Below are 23261 nucleotides of genomic sequence, written 5' to 3'. Positions count from 1 at the left end.
CAATCGCTGGCGTGAACTGGGCGGTTTTCCGCCGCCGCCAATCGAAATTGCCGAAGAACCTCAGGAATGACATCGTAGTCCTGAAACGAAAAAACCCGCCTCGGCGGGTTTTTTCTTGGGGCATCTCAGGCGATTACCAGTAAATCCCCCGCATAATCGCCGCAAAGGCCACCTGCTCGGTAGAGACTTTCGGCTTCTCGCCGGACTTGCTGCCTGCAGCGGCGGGCGAATCCGGGAACATCCGGTAGCCGGTATTCATAATGATCTCGCCCATCTTGGGTGCCAGCGCATGCAGAACCTGCGCGAACACGCCAAGACGGGTGGCAATACGCTTGGGCCGGTACACAATCGCATCCGCCACCATCTGGGCCGCTTCATCCGGTGTCAGTGTCGGCACGGAATCGTAGATCTTGGTGGGCGCGATCATCGGCGTTTTCACCAACGGCATGTTGATGGTGGTGAAGGTCACATTGCGGTCTGACCATTCCGCGGCGGCACAACGGCTGAAGGCATCCAGTGCCGATTTTGACGCCACGTAGGCCGAGAAACGCGGAGCGTTGGTGAGTACGCCAATGGAGGAAATGTTCACCACGTGCCCACGACGGCGCTCCAGCATGGCCGGCGCAAAGCCCATGATCAGCCGAACGGAGCCAAAGTAGTTCAGCTGCATGGTCCGCTCAAAATCGTGGAACCGGTCAAAAGACAACGCCAGGGAGCGGCGAATGGAGCGACCCGCGTTATTCACCAGCACATCCACGTGGCCGTGATTGTCGAGTACCGTCTTCACAAAGCGGTCGCAGTCGTCCATGTCTGAAAAGTCGCACTGGTAGGCATGTACGTTGCCACCTTTGGCCTCCAGACTGGCCGCCACTTCATCCAGGGTTTCCTTGGTGCGGGCGCCAATCACCAGAATGGCACCAGCCTCTGCCAGTTTTTCTGCAGTTGCCAGGCCAATACCCGAGGTCGCGCCGGTGACCACGCAAACCTTGCCTTCAACCGTGCCCTTGAGGGTGCGGTCCTTGAACAGATCCGGATCCAGATTGCGCTCCCAGTAGTCCCAGATCACCGGGGCATAGGACGGCAGGCGCGGCACCTCAATGTCGGTGCCCTTCAGAACCCGCTCCAGCTCCCGGGTATCGAAACGGGTCGGGTAATTAATGAAGGACATCACCGAGGGCGGAATGCCCATGTCATCCAGAACCGCGCTGGTAATGCGTTTGACCGGAGGCAGGTTCTTGATGCTCTGGCGAATAAACGGCGGAATAAAACCGAACATCCGGGAATCGATGCGCATCCCCATGCGGGGGGCATGGCCGGCCTCACAGAAGATATTGAGAATCTCACCCACCTTGTACGGATCGGAGTCCACCAGATGGAAGCAGTTGCCGTCTTCTCCTTCCAGGTGCGCAATGTGATCCAGGGCATCGACCACGAAATCCACCGGCACAATGTTCAGCCGGCCACCTTCAATACCGATGGTGGGTACCCACTGGGGCAACGCGTGACGGATCTTCTGAATCATCTTAAAGAAGTAATAGGGCCCGTCCACCTTATCCATTTCGCCGGTTTCCGAATGGCCAATGACCATACCAGGGCGGTAGATGCGGAACGGAACCTTGCACTCTTCACGCACAACTTTTTCGGATTCGTGCTTGGTACGCAGATAGGGATGGTCAAGCTTCTCGGCTTCTTCGAACATATCCTCACGGAAGATACCCTTGAACAGCCCCGCTGCCGCGATGGATGACACGTGATGGAAATGCTTGGCGCCCATGGCTTCTGCAGCCTGAACGGCCGCCCGGGTGCCTTCGATATTGGTGGCCGCCTGGGCTTCTTCGTCTGCGCCCATGTCGTAGACCGCGGCAAGATGGAATACGTGGTCAATATTTCCCTTCAGCGATTTCAGCGTTTTCGCGTCAATGCCGAGATTTTTGCTGGTGAGGTCGCCGATCACAGCCTTCACTTGCTTGTCGTCTGCACCCCAGCGCTCCCGGAGTCGCTCCAGCTTGTCCTGAGACTGCTCGCGAACCAGCACGTACACGGTGCCGCCGCGCGCCAAGAGTTTCTCTACCAGAAAACGACCGATAAAGCCGGTGCCGCCTGTCAGGAAATAATTCATAGGTACTCCATTCTGCCTGTTGTGTTTTTTGTCTTTAACCGACACAGATACGACCAAAGTCGTAGCCGATTCCATCGGTCGGCAATTCTACTTAATTGCAACCTTCATGTATCGAACTTTTTTAGAGTTTTTGCTCTGTAACCCATTGTTTTTATTAGAGCCATTACTCTAAAAGCAGCCAACCCCACCTCACTCCCTGTCCGGTTTATCGACACAATGTGATTGAGATTAGCACAAGAACCCGTGACCACCGCATTGGGTCATTTAATTACGACCAGGCAATGCAAGAGGTTCTTGCCAATGACATAATCGGGAACTTCCAGCGCCAACCGGCGTCACTACTCGAGCCAGACATCAAGGGTTAACAGACTCCCATGCCGAAAGACAATCCGAATACCGAACGTTACATTGCCATCGCCCGGGCCTGCCTGAAGGCCATCAATGACACCGCCGCCGACAGCGGTTCCCGGGAAGACAAGATTCAGGCCGTATACCAGGCCATCGACAAGGCGTTTCAGGCCGAGTTTGCCGATTACCGCCAGTCCGTCGCGATCATGGCGACGGTGCTGGAGCGGATCGCCTCTGGTGAACTCGACGCCGACCAGGCGGCCAAACTCGCGCGCCAAACCATAGAGCAGAAGCCTGACAGCACCAAAAACAACCAGATGCACTGATCCTTTTCCGACCTGAACGCTATTCCGGAATCCGAGGCCCTATGACTGCGATATATCAGTTACCTGTTCGATCTCGCCACGCACTGCTGCAGATGCTGTTGCTGATTGTCACGGTGTTACTGGCACCGCTGGCAGCCGCCAGTGTGTCACCCACCCAGAGTCCCAACGATCCGAACCAGTACCGGTTCATCGAACTCGACAATGGCTTACGGGTGATCCTCGCTTCGGATCCGGAAACCGACAAAGCCGCCGCCTCCATGAACGTCGCCGTGGGCAGCGGTAACGACCCGAAAGAGCGGGCAGGTCTGGCACATTTTCTTGAGCACATGCTGTTTTTGGGCACCGAGAAGTACCCGGAGGCGGGCGAATACCAGCAGTTTATTCGCAGCCACGGCGGCAGTCATAACGCGTTTACGGCGTTTGAAGACACCAACTATTTCTTTGATGTGGAAGCCGAGTTTCTGGAGCCGGCGCTGGACCGGTTCGCACAGCAGTTTTCTCATCCGCTGTTCACGCCGGAACTGGTGGATCGTGAGCGCAATGCCGTCCACTCCGAGTACAGTTCCAAGCTTAAAGATGACGGCCGGCGCCTGCTTTCTGTCAGGAAGGCGGCGGGCAATCAGAAGCATGCCTTCAGCCAGTTTGCGGTCGGCAACCTGGAGACCCTGGAAAATACCGAAGGCAACCCGCTTCGGCCCGACCTGATTCGTTTCTGGGAAGAAAACTATTCGGCGAACATCATGACCCTGGCAGTCTATGGCCCCCAGCCACTGGATGAGCTGGAAAGCATGGTTCAGGAGCGCTTTGGTGCCATCGCCAACCGTAATCTTGAACCCAAAGCTCACCCATACCCGCTGTACGACACCTCCCGGTTGCCGGAGAAAGTGACGGCCGAGACTCTGAAAGACAATCGCAGCATGACGCTGTCTTTCCCGATCCCGTCTCAGCAGCGTTACTACAAAAGCAAACCTGCAGCTTATGTTGCCAATCTGCTTGGTCACGAGGGCCCCGGCAGCCTGTTCGACGTTCTGAAACGCGCAGGCATGGTAGAAAGCCTTTCCGCAGGCACAGGGATGGACACCGGCGAACACGCCACTCTCGACATCAGCATGTCGCTCACCCGGGAAGGCCTGGAACACCAGGATGAGATCATTGCCCTCACCTTTGAATATATAGATCGTATTCGTGACAACGGCATCAGCCAGCAACGCTTCAACGAGATGCGACAGCTGGCCATGATTGATTTCCGTTTCCGGGAACGCGCTGAAGCGCAAAGCGAGGCCATGCGACTGTCCAGACTCCTCAAGGACTATCCGCCTGAAGATGTTCTAAGCGCCCCCTGGCTGTTGGAGAGGTATGCCCCAGAGCAATACAGGGCGATCCTCAATCAGCTGAAACCAGCCAACCTTAAAGTCTGGGTTGCCGCCCCCAACCTGGACGCGAGCGAGCCGAACCTCACGCGGTGGTATCAGACGCCATGGGTCAGGACGCCCCTGAACCTCGATAACCCGGCAGCTCCCAGCCTGGCTGAACAGCTTGCCCTGCCCGAATCCAACCCCTTTGTTCCAGAAGATCTCGAACTGGTGGGGGGGGACAGCATGGCTCACCCGGAGAAAATTGCCGAACTGGACGGACTGGATATCTGGTACGCCCGGGATACCCGTTTCGCCACTCCGAAAGCCAATCTGTTTGTCAGCCTGAGAACGCCGGCAGCGCGGGAATCCGCCCGGAGTTCAGTGCTCACACAACTGCTGGTGGACGCCATTAACACCAACCTCAACGCCTGGGCCTATTCTGCCCGGCTGGCCGGGCTGGACTACAGCGTCTACCCCCATCTTCGTGGCGTTACCATCCGTGTCGGCGGTTACAGCGACAAGCTGCACAAGCTGGCTAACCAGATATTGCTGGAGTTCGCCAATCCCGCCCTTACCGAACAGCGATTCAGGATTGCGCGACAGAACCTGATGGATGCTCTGGAAAACAAGAGCAAAGAACGGCCGGTGCAGCAGACTTCGGAATTTGTCCAAACCGCCTTGCTGGAAGGCACGTTTCCCGTGGAGGACCGCCTGGCCGCAGCGCGCGATATCACACTGGAGGAGCTGAGAGGCTTTGCTGACAGTTTCCTGGCCCGCACCGATCCCGTCATGCTCGCCCATGGCAACCTGACCCAGGCCAGTGCCTTGAATATGGCCAGACAGGTTCAGGCTCTGGTACTCGCCGATCACCAGCGTACAAACGTGGATCGGGCGCGAATTCGCCAGCTGCCTCAGGGCCAGACCGGCGCGCATCTGGCCGTTGAGCACCCCGATACCGGCTACACCTTATACCTGCAGGGCAACAACACTTCCTACGCGGAGCGGGCCCGGTACCGGCTACTGGCACAAATCATCAGCAGCCCGTTCTATGAGGAAATCCGGACCACGCGCCAGCTCGGTTACATCGTCTACGCGACCGCGTTCGAGATTCTGGAAACGCCGGCACTCGGGCTGGTTGTGCAATCCCCGTCCGCAGACGCACAAGCCATCGACGCAGCCGTTGAGGAGTTCAGCCAGGCTTTCGCGCAACAACTGGCGGAGATGGATAACACCCGGCTTGCGCGGGAAAAACAGGCAGTGATCAGCCAATTGCTGGAGCGTGACCGGCAACTGGGCGAAGTGTCCAGCCGTTACTGGCGGGAGATCGACCGGGAAAATACCAAGTTCAATAGTCGGGAAGTCCTGGCTGATGCCATTCAGAAAGTCTCGTTGGAGGAGCTGAAAGAAACCTTCGAACAGGCCATGCTTGAACGGCAACGTGCTCTGCTGGTCACCACCGGCGGCGATGCCGTGAATGATGATGCGATCCTTCAGACCCTGCGGGACCTGGGCCCTGTGCCGAAGGATTGACGGGAGAGATTACGAACCCGCCCGGCCATACTTCAGAGGCCGGGGCTATGATAGTCAGCGACTACCCACGTGATCTACCCGGAAACGGCAAGACAGTGTGAACAAATGAAAAATGACAGCCTTGAGCCCGCTGCCTCGGGCCGTTATCATACCGCCTCCTTTGCGATGCCCCCGTAGCTCATCTGGATAGAGCGATCCCCTCCTAAGGGATAGGTAGCAGGTTCGAGTCCTGCCGGGGGTACCATCCCAGCATTAAAATCAAATAGTTAGAATCGAAAATCCGATTAACCCACCAACCTACCCCTCAACCCCAAAACGATCAATTTTTAGCCAAAATTTTACTCACCAGCCACCTAGTTTTTACGACTTGGCGATCGCCGTTCGTCAATAGGGGCGATATCTCTCTGTTTTGCCTGACATTCAAGCACACGGTCCGGCCAAAATCTATTTGCTTGCTAGAACGACGAAATGGGGTAACGTCGAAATAGGTCTCGAATTGCGTGACCAATTCAAGAAGCAAGCAGAGGATATTCCAAAATGATGAAACACTTGATTGAACAGATTACCGACCTGCTCAAACAGGCCAACGCTCTGGCGGAGACTCTCGACAATTTCGAGCTGAGCACGGCGGAACTGAAAGTGTCCTGCACGGATGGCACCAGGCTGGTAATTGGCGATACTCTCCAAAATTACAGCGATGGCACCACCGGTGACAGCTCCCTGTCACAGCTAACACCCGCGACCGCCAGCGCTGCGGACCAGCTGGGCACCATCAAAAAGAACGTCTGGTTCTGATCGGAGGGATTCAACATGGATTTCATGAAAAAGACCCAGAACCTGGCGGCCACGCTCACCAAAGAGTTCAATTGCGAAGAGATCAATCTCACCGTCCAGATGCGACGGGGAGAGGACTGGATTACGCTCGATCTTTTCCAGAATTCTGAGGAGCCAAATAAGTTCTACGCGACCGTTGACTACTCTTCCAGCCAGCACCCTCAACTTGGTGCGGGGAAAACCATGCACTGAGGCGTCACAAAAAAACCACCCTCCGATTCCAATTTCGCGAGGGTGGGCATCGGTCAGCTAGAGTCATAAATAGACACCCGCACGATTTTTGTCTCCAGCAACGATACTTAAATCAGCCAGCGTTTACTCGCGGATGCATCGCGCGCTTCTTCAAATCTCACCTCGTCGCATGTAGGGCTGCTAATATGCCCTTGATCTATCCACGTTTTCTCCTGAAACTTTGGTAGACTTTCGGAGCTAGTCTAAATCGCTCAATGCCAACAGTATTCTGCCTGCTGGGGCACCAATGATAAGGCAAGGGAGGCGCCAAGCCTGATGGACGTTTTTGAATTCAGGGATAAGCTGGTCGGTGACTACCGGGACTTTACCCGCTCCTTTATTCAGCCCAAGGCTGAGGACATCTGCACCTTCCTGGACAGCGAATACGATGGCGGCCGCTACTGGCCCTCTCCACTGATTCAGATCAACCCGTCCTACGTCACCACGGGCACCGTCGATTCCCTAGCCTCCGAGGGCATCCTCACGCCCATTACCGCCAGCATCTTCCGGTTCGGCAAGAGCGCCACTTCCTCTGGAGTGCCTGCAACGCTCTACAAGCACCAGCGAGAGGCTATTGATTGTTGCCAGCGCAATGAGCCCTACGTTCTGACCACAGGCACTGGCTCGGGCAAGTCTCTCTCCTACTTCATCCCCATGGTTGATGCGATCGTCCGGGATAAGCAGCAAGACCCCACTCCTCGAATTCGCGCTATTGTTATCTACCCAATGAACGCTCTGGCGAACAGCCAGAAGGAAGAACTGGAAAAATTTCTATCTGACTACGCCGATGACACCCGGCCTATCAGCTACGCCCGCTACACCGGTCAGGAAGACCAGGAAGAGCGGGAAAGGATCATGCAGAATCCTCCCGACATTATCCTGACCAACTACATGATGTTGGAACTGCTGATGACCCGGCAGAACGAACGGGACAAGGCAGTTATCAGGCACTCCAATGGGCTTCAGTTCCTGGTACTGGACGAACTGCACACCTACCGCGGCCGCCAGGGTGCCGATGTTGCGATGCTAGTCCGCCGTGTTCGGGAACGGATGAATCTGGGTCTGATCTGCATCGGCACATCCGCCACCATGGCAACCGATGGCACCCGGGAAGAGCGTCAGGCCAAGGTAGCTGAGGTTGCCTCCAAGATGTTTGGCCAGAAAGTGCCTGCGACAAACATCATTGGCGAAACCTTGCAGCGCCAAATTCCAGGAGACATGCCGGATAAAGCCGCACTTGCAGCGGCACTGCAACAACTGCTCCCGGCGCAGATCGATTTCGACACTCTACGAAAGCACCCTGTCGCCGCCTGGGTGGAACTCACTCTCGGCATTGTTAAAGAAGAAGGGATGTGGGTCCGAGCAAAACCCAAGACACTCGAAGAAGCGGCGGACCTGCTGAGTCAGGCCTCTGGCCTTGCCCCCGAACACTGCCAGCGTTACCTCGCACAGTTCCTGTTACTGGCCTACCGCACCAGAGACATAAACGATAAACCACTGTTTGCGTTCCGCCTGCACCAGTTTATCTCGGGTGCAGGCGACCTCTACGCCACACTCGAAGAGCCGGGTAAACGCACCCTCGATCTACATGGCCAACAATACGTTCCTGGTGATCGCTCTCGGCGCTTTTACACCGTGCATTTCTGCCGTAGTTGCGGCCAGGATTACTACCCTGTCTGGCATAAACAAAATGATGAAACCGGCGAACTCGGATTCCAGCCCAGAGACATCAAGGAAACGTCTGCAGAAGAGGAAGACACAGGCTACGGCTTTGTCATGCTCGGTCACTGGAACGAAGAGGACTACCCGGAAACCTGGTTGGACTTCAAGAAAGACCCACCCAAAATAAAGTCTTACTATTCCAAGTTCCGCCCCCAGGAGATTCATGTCCTGCCCAGTGGGGCTCAGCACCTGGAGGGCGCACGAGGCTACTATTTACCTGGCGGTTTTCGTTTTTGCCTGAACTGTGGCCAGGCACATAGCTCCGGACGGGACTGGACCCGACTTGGCTCTCTATCAGCAGAAGGTCGGAGTTCGGCCACTACCACGCTTACCCTGTCGTCACTGAGATACCTTCTGGGTGCGGATAATGAGCTGGCGGATGAAGCCAGAAAGCTGCTTGGATTCAGCGACAACCGACAGGATGCTGCGCTCCAGGCCGGTCATTTCAATGATTTTATGCAAATCCTGCTGGTAAGAGCCGGTGTTCTTGCCTCGCTAGAGCAGCAGGACGGTGCCCTGCTAACCGACCGGGACCTCGCTCAGCACATCTTCAATGCCCTGGGTATGAACAGTGACGACGAAGCCATACGGGCTGACTACCTCCAGAACCCGGATCAACGCATTCCCCGGCTCAAGCGTGATGCCGAAGAAGCCATGCGAAACGTATTGGGCTATCGGGCATACCACGACCTGCGCCGTGGCTGGCGTTTCACAGTGCCGAACCTCGAACAATTAGGTTTGTTGGAAATAGCCTACGACGGACTGACAGAACTGACAGAAGATGACAGCGTTTGGGAAAAGTCCCCCGATATGCTTGCAAAGGCAACCCCTGCAGTTCGTTATCAGGTGTGCAAACTGGTACTGGATGTCATGCGCAAAAACCTGTGCATCCGTACCCGTTATCTGGACCACCTGCAGCACGAGCAGTGGGTAAACCTGGCCGCTACTCACCTTACAGAGAAATGGCAGCCTGGCAGTGCCAGAGATATGGCCAAAGGCAGCCACGCCATTATTGGCAGCAGACCAAAGGGGCGGGAGTTCGACCTCGTGTCACTGGGCAGCCGGTCCCGTCTTGCCCAAGAGCTCAAAAAGCCGGGCATTTGGGGCAATGCTCCTTACGAGCCCCTGAACGATAAGAACTGGCCGGCGCTCATCGAAGCACTGCTTCAGGCACTGGAAACCTACGGATTGATTGAAGCCGAAACCGTCGATAAAGAGCTCAGCGGTTACCAGTTGATTGGGGAAGTTCTAGTCTGGAAACGTGGCAGTGGAACTCCGGAGCGCGATCCCCTGGCACCGGCCATTGCCAACAACCCTTACTTCACCGCGCTCTACCAGGCTGTCGCAGATAGCCTGAAACATCAGCACCATGATTGGTTCCAGTTCCTGGCGCACGAACACACCGCACAAGTTGATCCAGAAGACCGCGAAGATCGGGAACGTGCGTTCCGATCCGGTGAGCTGAGGGTTATGTTCTGCTCCCCGACCATGGAGCTGGGTGTAGATATCAGCTCCCTGAACACGGTCTACCTACGAAACGTTCCGCCAACACCGGCGAACTACGCCCAGCGCAGCGGCCGAGCCGGCCGCTCTGGCCAGCCAGCACTGGTAGTCACCTATTGCGCTGCACAAAGCCCCCACGACCAATATTTCTTCCGCGAACCCAGACGCATGGTGCACGGGCAAGTGACCCCGCCCATGCTGGATCTGGCAAACGAAGAACTGGTCAGCAGTCACCTGTTCGCCACCTGGCTATCTGAAACGGGAACTCGATTACCAGCCGCTATCAACGAACTGATCGACGTAACCGAAGAGGGCATGCCAATCAGTGAGAGCTATGCCGACTCCCTGGCCAACGAAAAGGCGCTTGCCGGTGCCCAACAACGCGGCAAGCGGCTGATGCAGCTGCTCGGCGATGCGCTAGCGCCGGCCCAAGGCGTATGGCTCAACAGCCAGGAGCCGCTGGAAGTAGCTGCATCAGGGTGGGCAGATAAACGCCTTCAGCAGGCCATGGCAAGGCTCAACGATTGCTTCACTCGCTGGCGCGATCTTTATAGATCCACGTTGAAACAGATCGAGGAAGCCAATCGCTTGATGACCAGCCCGGCCAGCAGCAAGCGGGAGCGGGATATTGCAAAAAGGCGCTGGGAGGAAGGTTCCATTCAGTTCAGTCTGCTTCAGGATAACAGCAAGCGGCAGTCAGACTTTGAAACCTACCGTTATCTGGCTGGCCAGGGTTTCCTTCCAGGCTACAACTTCCCCCGCCTGCCGCTGGCGGCCTTTATCCCCGGCACCCGAACCAGTCGGCGGGAAAATCATAACCGTGTCTTGTCACGGCCCCGGTTCCTAGCGATTTCGGAATTCGGTCCGCTCAGTCTTATTTACCACGAAGGCCAGCAGTACAGAGTTAAACGGGTCATTCTCGGCGCCGTGGATCAGCAACAAGTGACAGAGGCCAAGCTACCCGAGCAGCAGGCCAAAATGTGCGGGCATTGTGGTTACGGGCACTTCAACGAACAACTCGACCTGGATCTTTGCGTGGCCTGCCAGACACCACTGTCGGAAGGGAAAATGGTGCACAACCTTTTCCGCATTGAAAACGTGGCCACGCGCCCGGTAACCCGCATCACTTGCGACGAAGAAGAGCGCATGCGCCAGGGCTACGACCTTCGCACCACGCTCCAGTACCCGGAAGAGAATGGTGTTCTGAAAGCTGTGCGCAGCAACATGCAACAGGGCGATGACCCGCTCGCTGAGATGGAGTATGCGCAACAAGCCCACATCTGGCGCATCAACCTGGGCTGGAAACGACGCAAAAATAAAGAAATTGACGGGTTCATGATTGATCCACTCAATGGCACCTGGCTGAAAGACGATGAACAGGGTGGCAACGAAGACAACGAGGCCGACGAACCGGTGAATCAACGCCAGCGTATTTCTCCCTTCGTCACCGATCGGCGCAATGTCCTGGTGCTTCGGCCAAAACTGGCCATGTCACCCACCACGGCAGCCACGCTGCAATACGCGATCAAGCGCGGCATTGAGCTCAACTTCCAGTTGGAAGAAAGCGAGCTGATGGCAGAGCCCCTGCCAAACATGCAAGAGCGCAATGCACTGCTCTTTTATGAAGCAGCCGAAGGCGGTGCCGGGGTGCTTACTCGCCTTGCCACAGAACCCTCTGCGTGGCGCCAGGTGGCTGAAACCGCCCTGGAGCTGATGCACTGGCAGCGACCGGATGACAATGTTGCCTGGCATGAGTTGCCTCAAGACCAATGGCAAGACACCAACACCAGCTGTGAGGCGGGCTGTTATCGCTGCATCCTCAGCTACTTCAACCAACCAGATCACGAAAACATCGACCGCCGCGACCGGGAAGCCCTCCAGTGGCTTGCCCAGTTAACAGAAATGACTCTGGAAACAGGCTCTGGCGGCAATCGGCCAGCGGATCAGGCGGCGCAACTTAAACGAGCCAGCGGAAGCAGTCTTGAGCAAGCCTGGCTGGATGCGCTCCAGCGCTATTCACTGCGTCAACCGGATGCGGCACAGCCTTACCTCAAAGAGTTCAATGTACGGCCGGACTTCGCCTACCGCGATAGCCGGGCCCTGATCTTTGTAGACGGCCCCCATCACGACCACGAAGACCGCCGCATGATCGACCAGCAACAAACACGGGATCTTGAAGACGCGGGCTTCCTGGTGTTGCGCTTCCCCAAAGAAACCAACAGCTGGCCCGCCTTATTTGCGAGCCATCCGGATGTATTCGGCACCATGACTGAACCAGCTAAACGGGAGACTTCCGACTCATGAATGCACCAGCCACCTCACCCGCCTATAACCCGGGCAGCATTGTCAGGGCGCGCGATCGGGAGTGGGTTGTGCTCCCGGAGTCTGCCGGTGACGACCTTTACCTGAGGGCCCTGGGTAGCGGCGATGACGACCGCATCCGACTGCTGGCGGCACTTGAGCGCGTGGAGCAGGCCCTCTTCCCTGCACCGCACCCTGAGGATGCCCGCGAAGGTAACCAGCAGTCCGGCCAATTACTGCGCGATGCCATGCTGCTGAAGCTTCGGGCTGGTGCCGGGCCTTTCCGTGCCATTGGCAACCTGGCATTCGAACCAAGGGCCTACCAACTGGTGCCTCTGCTAATGGCACTCAAACAGGAGGTAGTGCGTCTGCTAATTGCCGATGACGTGGGTATCGGTAAAACCATCGAGGCTGGGCTGATTCTGCGGGAACTGATCGACCGCGGCGAGGTAAAAGGCTTCACTGTGCTTTGCCCGCCCCATCTGTGCGAACAGTGGCAAGAGGAGCTGAGCGAAAAATTCCACCTGCGCCCGGTGATTGTCAGCCGTCACACGGCGGCTAGACTTGAGCGAGGCCTGCTACAAAGCGAATCCCTGTTCCAGCACTACCCTTACACGGTGGTCAGCCTGGACTACATAAAATCCAACCGTCGCCGGGACGAATTCCTCAGCAGCTGCCCCGATTTCGTGATCGTAGACGAAGCCCACACCTGCGCCCAGGGCAGCGGCCAGGGCCGGCACCAACGCTATGCCCTGCTCAAAGGGCTGGCTGAAAAGGCTACTCGCAACCTGCTCTTGCTGACAGCCACGCCACACAGCGGCGATGAGCAAGCCTTCCAGAATCTCCTCGGACTACTCGATCCGGAATTTGCCACACTGACGCGCCTGGACGACAGCCGAAACCCCATTCGCAGGCGCCTTGCCAAGCATATGGTTCAGCGTCGCCGTCAGGATATCGCCGAATGGCAGGACAATACCCAGTTCCCGGATCGCGAGGTGGCTGAAACGGCCTACCGCATGCAAGGCGACTGGATGGGGTTATTCCAGGATGTCGTTAATTACGCCAGAGAGCTGGTAGACCGCGCCGAGGACCTGGACCAATTCCAGCAGCGCCTGCATTGGTGGGCCGCTCTGGCCTTGCTGCGCTGCATATCCTCGTCACCTGCGGCGGCCGTTCGAACACTCCAGAACCGGATAGATCGCTCCACCCAGCCAGAAGCAGACTCCGCAAAAGCGATCGATACTCTGGACGAGCTGGGCAACAGAACCATTCTGGACAGCAGTGACGAAAGCCAGGACGACCTGGAACCCAGTGCCCAGGTTGAAGACGTGCCTTTGCTGCAACAACTGATTGCCCGAGCCGCCAGCCTGCAAGGCCCAAAAGCCGACCCCAAGCTGAAGCAGCTGATTGCCCGGCTCAAACCCATGCTTGAGGAGGGCTACCGACCCGTCATTTTTTGTCGTTACATACCAACGGCGCATTATGTAGCAGAGCACCTGGCCAAGGCGTTCAAGGGGTACAACGTTCAATGTGTCACCGGTGAGCTGCACCCGGCCGAGCGGGAAGAGCGTGTAGAAGCGCAGGCCAACGAGGACGAACCACCCATTCTTGTGGCCACCGACTGCCTGTCAGAGGGTATCAACCTGCAAGAGCATTTTGATGCCGTCATTCACTATGACCTGGCCTGGAATCCCACTCGCCATGAGCAGCGAGAGGGCCGTGTAGACCGGTTCGGCCAGCGCACGCCGGTGGTTAAAGCGCTAATGCTATATGGCGACAACAATCCGGTAGATGGCGCGGTACTGCGGGTGATCATCCGCAAAGCCGAAGCCATCCGCAAAGCACTGGGGGTCAGCGTGCCCATGCCCGAAGACGAAAATCGGGTAACTCAGGCCATCATGCAGACGGTACTGCTCACCCGCGGCCTGGACAGCGGCATGAGCCAGATGGGCCTGGGGCTGGAGGAAGTCGAAACCCTGGACGACATAGAACAGCAAGTGGACGTAAGCTGGGAGAGCGCCCGGGACAAAGCCAAACGCAACCGCACCATCTTTGCCCAGCAAGCCATCCATCCGGAAGAGGTGCTGCCGGAATGGCAGCGTATGCAGGAGGTTCTGGGCAGCCAGGCTGACGTGCAGCGCTTCATCACCAAAGCTCTGGCGGCATTGCGGGCACCGCTTCAACCCCACCGGCAACACTACCGCATGAGCTGGAGTGAACTGCCCGCAGCCATCCAGCAAAGACTGGAAGGCCATGGCATCCGCCGACTGGATCAGATCGGGTTTACGCTACCGTTGCCACGAGATGTGGCTTACATTCACCGCAGCCACCCTCTGGTCACCGTGCTGGCGGATGAACTTGCCGAACGCGCCCTGGAATCGGAAGACCTACCTGCCGCAGACCGCCCCGCCCGCCGGGCGGGTGCCATCACCACCAATCAGGTGGATCAACGCACCATCATCGCCCTGCTGCGTTTGCGCACCAACCTGGTGGTAGAGCGGGAAGGCAATCGCCGGGAAATGCTGGCGGAAGAAGCCGTCACCGTCGTGATGGAAGGCAACCAGATGCCCCGTCAGCTCAGCACAGAGGAAGCGGTGTCACTGTTTAACCTGGATGCGACACAAAATACCACACCCGATGTGCGCGAGCGTGCCGTTAAGCAGGCTCTGGAGCGTCTTCAGGAACAACAAGCGGCTCTGGATGGCATTGCCCGCGGGCATGGCCAACAACTCCTGCAAGATCACCGAAGGGTGCGGGATTCAGAACGGGAGGGCCGCGGTACTTTCCAGGTTAACCCACAACTGCCAGCCGATATTCTGGGCGTGTACGTACTGATGCCAGAGGTAGCGTTTTGAGCACTACAAACAACACCCAAGCCAACCAGAACAGCATTTTTACTCTGGAGGGCGGCCTGTTGCCCGCCGACCTGTTCAACCAATTGGCAGGCCTGCAGCTAAAGGGGCAAACCGCAGCAGACTACAACATTCCCCAGGGCCTGACCCTCCGGGACGAAATCGGCCGCTTCTGGCGAATTGCCCAGGCCAACTGGCAAAACTTTGACCAGCAACGCCAGCGCAGTGACCTTGCCAACCCGACCTCAGCCGCCCAGCACTGGCTGCAGAGCCTGCTGACCCAGGTATTTGGCTTTTCCGACCTGCACGCCTATTCCGAGCCGCAAATGATCGATGAGCGCGGCTTCCCGATTACCCATCATGCCTTCGGTGGCCGGGTACCCATGGTGTTTTGTGCACCGGGCGACAAAGCCCTGGATACCGCCGACCCTCGCTTCGGCCACGAAGGCCGCCGGCGCAGCCCCACCGGCCTGTTGCAGGAATACCTGAACGCCAACGACCAGGCACTGTGGGGCCTGGTCAGCGATGGCCAACGCCTTCGTATTCTGCGGGACAACCCGTCCATGACCCGCCCTGCTTATATCGAAATAGACCTGGCCACGTGCTTTGCCGAGGAACAGCTGCCAGAGTTTCGTATTCTTTGGCTGCTGCTCCACGCCAGCCGCTTTCAGCCGGGCACCAATAACGACGGCGAAACCAGCCCCAGTCACTGCTGGCTGGAACAATGGCGCGCCGAGGCAGAAGAACAGGGCGAGCGGCTGCTGGACAAGTTGCGCGTGGGTGTTACCGAAGCCCTGGGTGCATTGGGTAACGGCTTTCTGCGTCACCCGCAAAACGACGAACTCCGCCAGCAGTTTGAATCCCGTGAGCTGGATGCTCAAACCTATTACCAGGAATTGCTGCGCATGGTGTATCGCATGCTCTTCCTGCTGCGGGCAGAAGCGCGGGACCTGCTGCATCCGGAAGGGAGTGACCCACTGGCCCGGGAGCGCTATCGGGAAGGCTACAGCCTGGATGTGCTGCGCCGGGCGGCCCGCAAGCCCCATCGCTTTGAAGCCCGCCATCACGATCTCTGGCTGACAGTGCAACACACCATCAACGGCCTGGCTACCGGCCAACCCTTGCTGGCACTCCCGGCCCTGGGCGGCCTGTTTGGCAATGATCAGTGCCCCAACCTCGACAACGCACTGATTGATAACCAGTCACTGCTAAAAGCCATCAAGGCCCTTACCTGGCACCCCAGCGAGACCAGCAACAGCCTGGTGGCCACTGACTACGCCAATATGGATGCCGAAGAGCTTGGCTCGGTGTACGAAGCCCTGCTGGAGCTGGTACCGGCCATTAACACCACGCCCTGGCAGTTCAGCTTTATCGGCCTGGATGAAAACACCACCACCTCCGGCAACCTGCGCAAGCTGACCGGCTCCTACTACACGCCGGATGTGCTGGTGCAGTCGCTGATTGATACCGCCCTCAAACCAGTGATTCGCGAGCGCCTGGTGGATAACCCGGACGAACCGCGCCAGGCCCTGCTCGACCTGCGCGTGGTAGACCCGGCCTGTGGCTCCGGCCACTTCCTGCTGGCGGCCACCCGCACCCTGGCCCGGGAGCTGGCGCAACTGGATGCCGAGGGCAGCGAACCCACACCTGCCCAGTTCCAGCACGCCCTGCGCGAGGTAGTACAACATTGCATATTCGGGGTAGACGTGAACCCCATGGCCGTGGAGTTGTGCCGCACCGCACTGTGGATGGAAGCCCTGGAACCCGGAAAACCGCTGACCTTCCTCGACAGCCACATCCAATGTGGCAACGCTTTGGTGGGCGTGTATGACCCCGCCGTGCTGGAAACCGGCATACCCGACGATGCTTTCAAAGCCCTGGAGGGCGACGACAAGGCGCTACTGAAAGACCTGAAGAAGACCAACAAACAACAGGCCCAAACCCTGGCGATTGATTTGCGCATCAACGCCCAGCAACTCGCTGCCGTGGAGGAACTACCGGAAGAATCCCTGGATGAGGTGCTCAACAAGCGTCAGCAATGGCAGGCCGCCCAGCAAAGCCAGGAAGCCCGTCGCGCCCGACTATTGGAAGACCTGTGGACCGCTGCGTTCTTTGTCCCGAAGAACCAGGGCTACGCCAACCGCATTCCGGATAACGGTGCGCTGAAGGCGGCCCACCGGGGTGAACTCAGCCCAGAAGTGGAAGCGGAAGTACGGCTGCGTGCAGAACAAAACCGTTTCTTCCACTGGCCACTGCAATTCCCGGAAGTATTCAACCGGGGCAACGCAGGTTTTGATGTGGTGCTGGGCAACCCGCCTTGGGAGCGCATCAAGCTTCAGGAACAGGAGTTTTTCGCCTCCCGGTCCCCTGAAATCGCTACGGCACCCAACGCTGCAGCCCGCCGAAGAATGATTCAGGCGCTGGAGTCGAGCAACAGCGAACATGATCAAGCCCTGCACCGGGACTTCTTTGAAGCTCGACATGCCGCTGAAGCTGCCAGCCAGTTTGTGCGCGGCAGCACACGCTTTCCATTGACCGGTACCGGTGATGTCAATCTGTATGCCCTGTTTGCCGAGTTGGCGTTGAACCTGACCGCCAGCCGTGGCCGAGCCGGTATCATCGTTCCTACAGGCATTGCTACGGACGACAGCACCAAGGCTTATTTTGAAGCCCTGGCTTCCGGCAAGCGATTGGCCAGTTTGTTCGATTTCGAGAATCGCGAAGGACTGTTCAAAGGGGTACACCGTAGTTACAAATTCAGCCTTCTAACCATCGCTGATCAGATTGATCACGCGGACCTGATGTTCTTCTCCACCCGGATTGAGCACCTGGACGACCAAGAGCGGCTGTTCCAATTGTCTCCGGAAGACTTCGCACTGATCAACCCGAACACCCGCACCTGCCCGGTGTTCCGGGCGAAAAAAGACGCGGAGCTGACTCGTAAGCTGTATCGCCAAGCGCCGGTGTTGATGCAGGAGAACCCTGAAACCAATCCTTGGAATATCAAGTTCCAGGCGATGTTCCACATGTCCGCCGACAGCGATCTGTTCCGCACCTATCAGCAACTCGACGATCAAGGCGCCCAGCTCGAAGGCAACCAATTCCACCTTGATGGCACCCGCTACCTGCCGTTGTACGAAGCCAAAATGGTGCACCACTACGACCACCGCTTTGCGACCTACGAAACTGACGGCGAAACCACCCGCGACACGACGGTAGCGGAAAAACGGCAGTCTGGTTACGCCCCGCTTCCCCGGTACTGGGTGGAAGAGCGTGAGGTATTGCTGCGCACCGCCGATATGCCCCGTGCTGTGCTGGATGGCCTGAAAAAGCAGGACACCGCCAAGTTGGAGGAAGGCCTGCGCCAATGGTTGGCGGGCCAGCTGCTGATCAGAGAGCAGTTTGAAGAAGCCTCGCAACTGCTGGGTAGCCAAGTAACCAAGCGCGGCACCACCGGCAACCTGTTCCAAACCGCCGAGTTCACCAAAAATGGCCTGGCGGCCCGCAAAATGGCTGAAGATCATCCGATGACCGATGCGGAGCTGGATGACTGGCTATCAGCTTTTGCGGCACAACAGAATTACGTTTCGCTGGTAGAAGGTCGGCTGGAGAGTCGAAGTCCTAAGTACCTGATCGGATGGCGGCGGAATGCCCGCTCCAATGACGAACGCACTTTGATCTCTGGCTTGCTTCACCTTACCGCTGCTGGCGACAGCCTGTTCATTATGAAACCCAAGGCCACTCCATCTCGCTACGCAGCTCTATATGCATCGCTGAACTCGATTGTCACTGACTGGGTTGCCCGGCAGAAGCTCGGTGGCGTCAACTTTAGTTTCTATTACATGGAACAGCTTCCGATACTCCCACCAGAGGCTTACGGTGAAGAGGACTTGGATTACATCACCCCACGTGTTCTAGAACTCACCTACACCAGCCACGATCTCGCGCCCTTCGCCCGCGACCTGGGCTACGATGGCGAGCCGTTCGGCTGGGACCCAGACCGCCGGCACCAATTGCGCTGCGAACTTGATGCCTACTATGCCAGGCTGTATGGGCTAACTCGGGACGAACTGCGCTACACCCTCGACCCCGCCGAGGTGATGGGGCCAGATTATCCATCCGTCACCTTCCCTGGCCTCAAGCGCAAGGAAATCGCCGAGCACAGCGAATACGTAACCCAGCGCCGGGTACTGGAAGCCTTTGATCAACTTTCCGCAACCGAAGGAACTCCGTCATGAGCCAGTACAATTCCCGTCATGACATCAAAGCTCTGCTTGAGGCCGCCCAGCTCTGGAAGGACCAATGCCTCCTGGATGACGGCCCTCTGCTGGGTGATGGCAAGTATTGGAGCACTGACAAGCTGACGGAGTTGGATCAACGCTTTATCCAGAACCCCCAGGAAGGCGATGAAAGTTACTTCGACAAACTGGCGCTACAGCTGTCGGATGCCTCCCCCGAGGCCATCAAACTGATGGCAGAGCTGAACTGGTTGTTGCTGCTGTTCTCCACCAACATCAAGCCCGGTACCAAGCGGGATCTGGTGCGCAATATCTGGGAATTATCCGGCGACACGCTAACAGAAAGCTGGCTACTGGAAGACGCGACCCTCTCAGGAGCAGGGAGTACAGGTACTGGCTACAACACCTTGCGGTGGCGTGAGTTAGTGTTCCTGATCGAAATAATGAAAGCTTTAAAGGCCCTGGCACCCGAGGCCCAACGCCAGACACTGGAAAGTCCCTGGTCCTTTGCAGACTGGCTGGAAAGCATTCCCGATGCCAAGGCAAGACAGTTTCGCCATATCATCTGCTTCCTGCTCTTTCCAGATCACTTTGAGTCCATATCCGTGGGCAGTGACAAAAAAGAAATAGCCCGGGTGCTCGGCGACCTACCCAAAGCCAAGCTCAAGGCAATGAGCAACCGGGAAGTGGATGAAACGCTGCTGGAGATACGCAAACAGTTGGAAGAGCAGGAGGAGCAAGGCGTTGATTTCTACGCCTCACCCTGGGTCGACCAATGGCGCCCCTCGCCTCGGGTATGGCTAATGGCCTGGAACCCGGAGAACTGGGAGTGGAAGTCCTTTCAGGATGACCGGCTTCGGGTGGCCCGTGGGGAGAACGTCACTCTACCCTGGCGCACCGCTTCCAAGCAGTTAAAAGAGGGCGACACCGCTTACCTTGTGAGACTGGGTGAAGAGCCGAAAGGCTTGGTCGCCCGTGGCACAGTGACTAGTGAACCCTATGAAGATGCCCACTACGACTCGGATTTGGCGGACAAGGGCGAGAAAGCACTATATGTGGACATCACACTGACCGATCTGCGAGATCCAAAGGCAGAGCCCTACATCAGTCTGGCGGACCTGAAAGCCGGCACTGTGGATAGCCAGAACTGGACACCGCAAGGCTCTGGTATCGAAATCAAACCCAGGTCCGCGAAGCTCGTGGCGGGCCTCTGGAACAAGTTGCCGCCTGTAAAGGTGATAGAGGCTAATCAGCCTACGTCTCGGCAACAGGCCATCAATATCGGCAGACCGGTGAATCAGATTTTCTACGGGCCACCCGGCACAGGCAAAACCCATCATTGGCGTAATCACATCCAGCCAAAATACGAACGGGCCGCCAGCCAGGTCTCAACGGGCGAATGGCTGGAGGAGCAGTTGGCCAATACGTCCTGGTGGGAGGCCGTGGCGCTGGCCCTCGCAGACCTGACCCAGAAGGGGAAAAGTGCAACGGTCAACGAACTGTTGCTGCACCCTTACTTCAAGGCAAAGACTCGGGTGCAAGGCCGTGTTGGCAGCAATAACCTCCGCGCCCAGTGCTGGGCTGCATTGCAGAGCCACACGGTAATGGAATCGGAAACCGTCAACTACTCACCGGATAAACGCCAGCCTCCGCTTATCTTTGACAAGAAACCCGGTGGACAGTGGATCTTCGCCGGCGATTGGGAGGAAGCCGGGGAAGGCCTGCGCGAGCAGCTCAAGAAACTGCAGTCAGGGCCTCAAAACGAGGAAACGCGGATCAAACGCCACCTGACAGTGACCTTCCACCAGTCTTACAGCTACGAGGACTTCGTGGAAGGAATCCGGCCCCAAACCACCGCCGAAGGCGGCATCAGCTATGAAGTACGAGATGGTCTGTTCAAAGCTTTTTGTAACCGGGCTCGGCAAGATCCGATTCAACGCTACGCTTTGTTCATTGATGAAATAAATCGGGGCAACATCTCCCGTATCTTTGGCGAGCTGATTACCCTGATCGAGGCCGACAAACGGGCCTGGTGGGATGAGGAAGGCCACCTGGTGGACGGCATGGAGATTACGCTGCCCTATTCTGGTGAACGCTTTGGTGTGCCGAAGAACCTGGATATCTACGCCACCATGAATACGGCCGACCGCTCGATTGCGCTGATGGATGCAGCGTTGCGCCGACGGTTCCGTTTCATAGAGCTAATGCCAGAGCCCAAACAGATAACCGGCAACCAGGGGGATGGTTACATACCGGATGGCGAGGGAGGCCTGCTGAGCCTGCGCGACTTGCTGAGTGCCATTAACCTGCGCCTGCGTTATCTGTTGCACCGGGATCAAACCTTCGGTCACGCGTACTTTATGGAGGTGAAGGATATCGACAGCCTGCGCCACGCGATGGTCTACGACATCATCCCCATGCTGGCGGAATACTTCTACGACGACTGGCAGCAGATTCGCAGAGTACTGGCGGACGACACCGCGCCGGCGGAGCATCAGATTATTACCCGCAAGCTACTAGACCCTGGGCTGCTGTTTGCCGGCTCGGACGTGGATATGCCAGAAAAGCCTGACTTCCGGGTGAAGCAGCCAGGCGATATCACACCGGATGCCCTGCGTAAGATCTATGAATCACTGGAAATGCCGGCGTGAAACTGGTCAGCGCAGTTGAGCATGGCTGGCTGAGTATCGGCAATGAAGGTGACCTGACGGCGCAGGAAGCTGATGCACTGGCCACCGCGGAGAGTGTGCTCCCCAAGAATTGCCTTGAGTGGAGCCGCAATAGGGTGAAATTCAGGCAGTTCTGTGGTGTTGTGCAGGTTCAACAAGTGCTGCAGATTGAGATTCTGCCGAAGGTATTTCCCCATCAGACACCCGAGCAGCAGCGCACCACGCTGATTGAAATGCTGGATACCGCCGGCGACATCGAAGGGCTGAGTGCCCAGCAAGCGGGCCTGGGAACCAGCAATCACCGACTTCTGGATGTATTCATACGCCACTTTTTGAGGTTGCTTGAAGCTCAGCTTCAACAGGGGCTGCTCCGGGACTATCGGGATGTGGAGGATATGCTCGACCAAGTTCGAGGCCGGATTGACCTGATCCGCCAGCAGCGGGAGAACCTGTTCAAGCCTCAGCGTCTGGCTTGCCGTTTCAATGAGCTGGTGGTGGATATTCCCGTGAACCGCCTCCTGCATACAGCGCTGCTGTGTATGACCCATCTGGCAAGCTCGCCCATGCTTCGCCAACACATTCAGAGTGTGCGGATGCGCTTTGGCGGCATCGGTGTCATTCACAAAGGCGATCACCTGCCCCGCGCCGACGACCTGAACCGGATGCAGCGTCGCTATGCCAGTGTGGTGGAGCTGGCTCGACTGTTTATTGACGGCCAGTACCTGGATGCCCGGGCCGGCCAGCAGCAGGTTTACAGCCTGCTCTTCGACATGAACCAGCTATTCGAGCGCTTTGTAGCCGTCAAACTTAGGCCAACAGCCCGAAAGATGGGCCTGCGCCTGATGGAGCAAGGTCCACGCAGGTACCTGGGCGAAGATGACTCCGGCAAAGGCCGGCTTCTGATGCGCCCAGATATCAGCTTATTGGATGACCTGAACCGGCCGGTAGCCATTCTGGACACCAAGTGGAAACTGCTGGAATCCAGTAACCCTCTGGCTTCTCTCTCCTCCGCAGATCTCTATCAACTGAGTACTTATGCTAGCGCCTACCGCTGTGACCAGGTGATGCTATTGTATCCGGAGCAATCGGGTTTTCGGGGGGAGTACCAGATGAGCTTGAACCTTGCTCGCCCCGTTACACTTAATGTTCTCGCAGTGCCTTTAGATGGAAAGGGGCTCTCGCTATCGGTTCGAAACGTAGCGGAATTCATGTAGAAAGCGATGCAAAGACTAC

Annotated in this window: 10 protein-coding genes and 1 tRNA gene; 10 read left to right on the top strand and 1 reads right to left on the bottom strand. The window is 57.4% G+C overall.

What is annotated here, in order from left to right:
* Window positions 1–133: 133 nt before the first annotated feature.
* A complete protein-coding gene (locus B3Y70_RS16465; RefSeq protein WP_278350490.1) occupies window positions 134–2119 on the bottom strand; it encodes an SDR family oxidoreductase in 1986 nt (661 codons plus the stop codon).
* 374 nt (window positions 2120–2493) lie between these two features.
* Between B3Y70_RS16465 and B3Y70_RS16460 the strand changes: the two genes are divergently transcribed.
* The 10 genes from B3Y70_RS16460 (at window position 2494) to B3Y70_RS16415 (ending at window position 23242) form a co-directional block, all read left to right on the top strand.
* Window positions 2494–2793, top strand: coding sequence for a hypothetical protein (locus B3Y70_RS16460; RefSeq protein ID WP_114435033.1), 300 nt, complete (start codon window positions 2494–2496; stop codon window positions 2791–2793).
* Window positions 2794–2834: 41 nt separating this feature from the next.
* Complete coding sequence (locus B3Y70_RS16455; protein ID WP_288590134.1) at window positions 2835–5678, top strand: insulinase family protein; 2844 nt, start codon at window positions 2835–2837, stop codon at window positions 5676–5678.
* Window positions 5679–5845: 167 nt separating this feature from the next.
* A tRNA-Arg gene (locus tag B3Y70_RS16450) sits at window positions 5846–5922 on the top strand.
* Window positions 5923–6215: 293 nt separating this feature from the next.
* A complete protein-coding gene (locus B3Y70_RS16445; protein WP_273031002.1) occupies window positions 6216–6473 on the top strand; it encodes a hypothetical protein in 258 nt (85 codons plus the stop codon).
* A 15-nt stretch (window positions 6474–6488) separates the two neighbouring features.
* Window positions 6489–6704: a hypothetical protein gene (locus tag B3Y70_RS16440; protein WP_136631988.1), complete on the top strand. Its 216-nt coding sequence runs from the start codon at window positions 6489–6491 to the stop codon at window positions 6702–6704.
* Between the two features lie 315 nt (window positions 6705–7019).
* On the top strand, window positions 7020–12272 hold the full coding sequence (locus B3Y70_RS16435) for a DEAD/DEAH box helicase (RefSeq protein ID WP_288590130.1): 5253 nt from the start codon (window positions 7020–7022) through the stop codon (window positions 12270–12272).
* A complete protein-coding gene (locus B3Y70_RS16430) occupies window positions 12269–15124 on the top strand; it encodes a helicase-related protein (protein WP_286896801.1) in 2856 nt (951 codons plus the stop codon). The genes B3Y70_RS16435 and B3Y70_RS16430 overlap by 4 nt, the downstream gene beginning before the upstream one ends.
* Window positions 15121–19359 (top strand): Eco57I restriction-modification methylase domain-containing protein, encoded by a 4239-nt coding sequence (locus tag B3Y70_RS16425; RefSeq protein WP_273031011.1) that lies wholly within the window; start codon window positions 15121–15123, stop codon window positions 19357–19359. The genes B3Y70_RS16430 and B3Y70_RS16425 overlap by 4 nt, the downstream gene beginning before the upstream one ends.
* Window positions 19356–22010: an AAA family ATPase gene (locus tag B3Y70_RS16420; RefSeq protein ID WP_273031013.1), complete on the top strand. Its 2655-nt coding sequence runs from the start codon at window positions 19356–19358 to the stop codon at window positions 22008–22010. Before B3Y70_RS16425 ends, B3Y70_RS16420 begins: the two co-directional genes overlap by 4 nt.
* The gene (locus tag B3Y70_RS16415; RefSeq protein WP_273031015.1) at window positions 22007–23242 is read left to right on the top strand and encodes an McrC family protein; all 1236 of its coding nucleotides are present in this window, start codon (window positions 22007–22009) and stop codon (window positions 23240–23242) included. Before B3Y70_RS16420 ends, B3Y70_RS16415 begins: the two co-directional genes overlap by 4 nt.
* Window positions 23243–23261 lie beyond the last annotated feature (19 nt).

The sequence above is a fragment of the Marinobacter sp. UBA5687 genome, assembly GCF_002420325.1.
Lineage (GTDB): Bacteria > Pseudomonadota > Gammaproteobacteria > Pseudomonadales > Oleiphilaceae > Marinobacter > Marinobacter nauticus.
This window is presented reverse-complemented; position numbering and strand designations above follow the sequence as displayed.

Excerpts from the sequence above, each read along its gene's own strand:
- B3Y70_RS16465 (WP_278350490.1), bottom strand. The coding sequence starts at position 2,119 with ATGAATTATTTCCTGACAGGCGGCACCGGCTTTATCGGTCGTTTTCTG.
- B3Y70_RS16460 (WP_114435033.1), top strand. The coding sequence starts at position 2,494 with ATGCCGAAAGACAATCCGAATACCGAACGTTACATTGCCATCGCCCGG.
- B3Y70_RS16455 (WP_288590134.1), top strand. The coding sequence starts at position 2,835 with ATGACTGCGATATATCAGTTACCTGTTCGATCTCGCCACGCACTGCTG.
- B3Y70_RS16445 (WP_273031002.1), top strand. The coding sequence starts at position 6,216 with ATGATGAAACACTTGATTGAACAGATTACCGACCTGCTCAAACAGGCC.
- B3Y70_RS16440 (WP_136631988.1), top strand. The coding sequence starts at position 6,489 with ATGGATTTCATGAAAAAGACCCAGAACCTGGCGGCCACGCTCACCAAA.
- B3Y70_RS16435 (WP_288590130.1), top strand. The coding sequence starts at position 7,020 with ATGGACGTTTTTGAATTCAGGGATAAGCTGGTCGGTGACTACCGGGAC.
- B3Y70_RS16430 (WP_286896801.1), top strand. The coding sequence starts at position 12,269 with ATGAATGCACCAGCCACCTCACCCGCCTATAACCCGGGCAGCATTGTC.
- B3Y70_RS16420 (WP_273031013.1), top strand. The coding sequence starts at position 19,356 with ATGAGCCAGTACAATTCCCGTCATGACATCAAAGCTCTGCTTGAGGCC.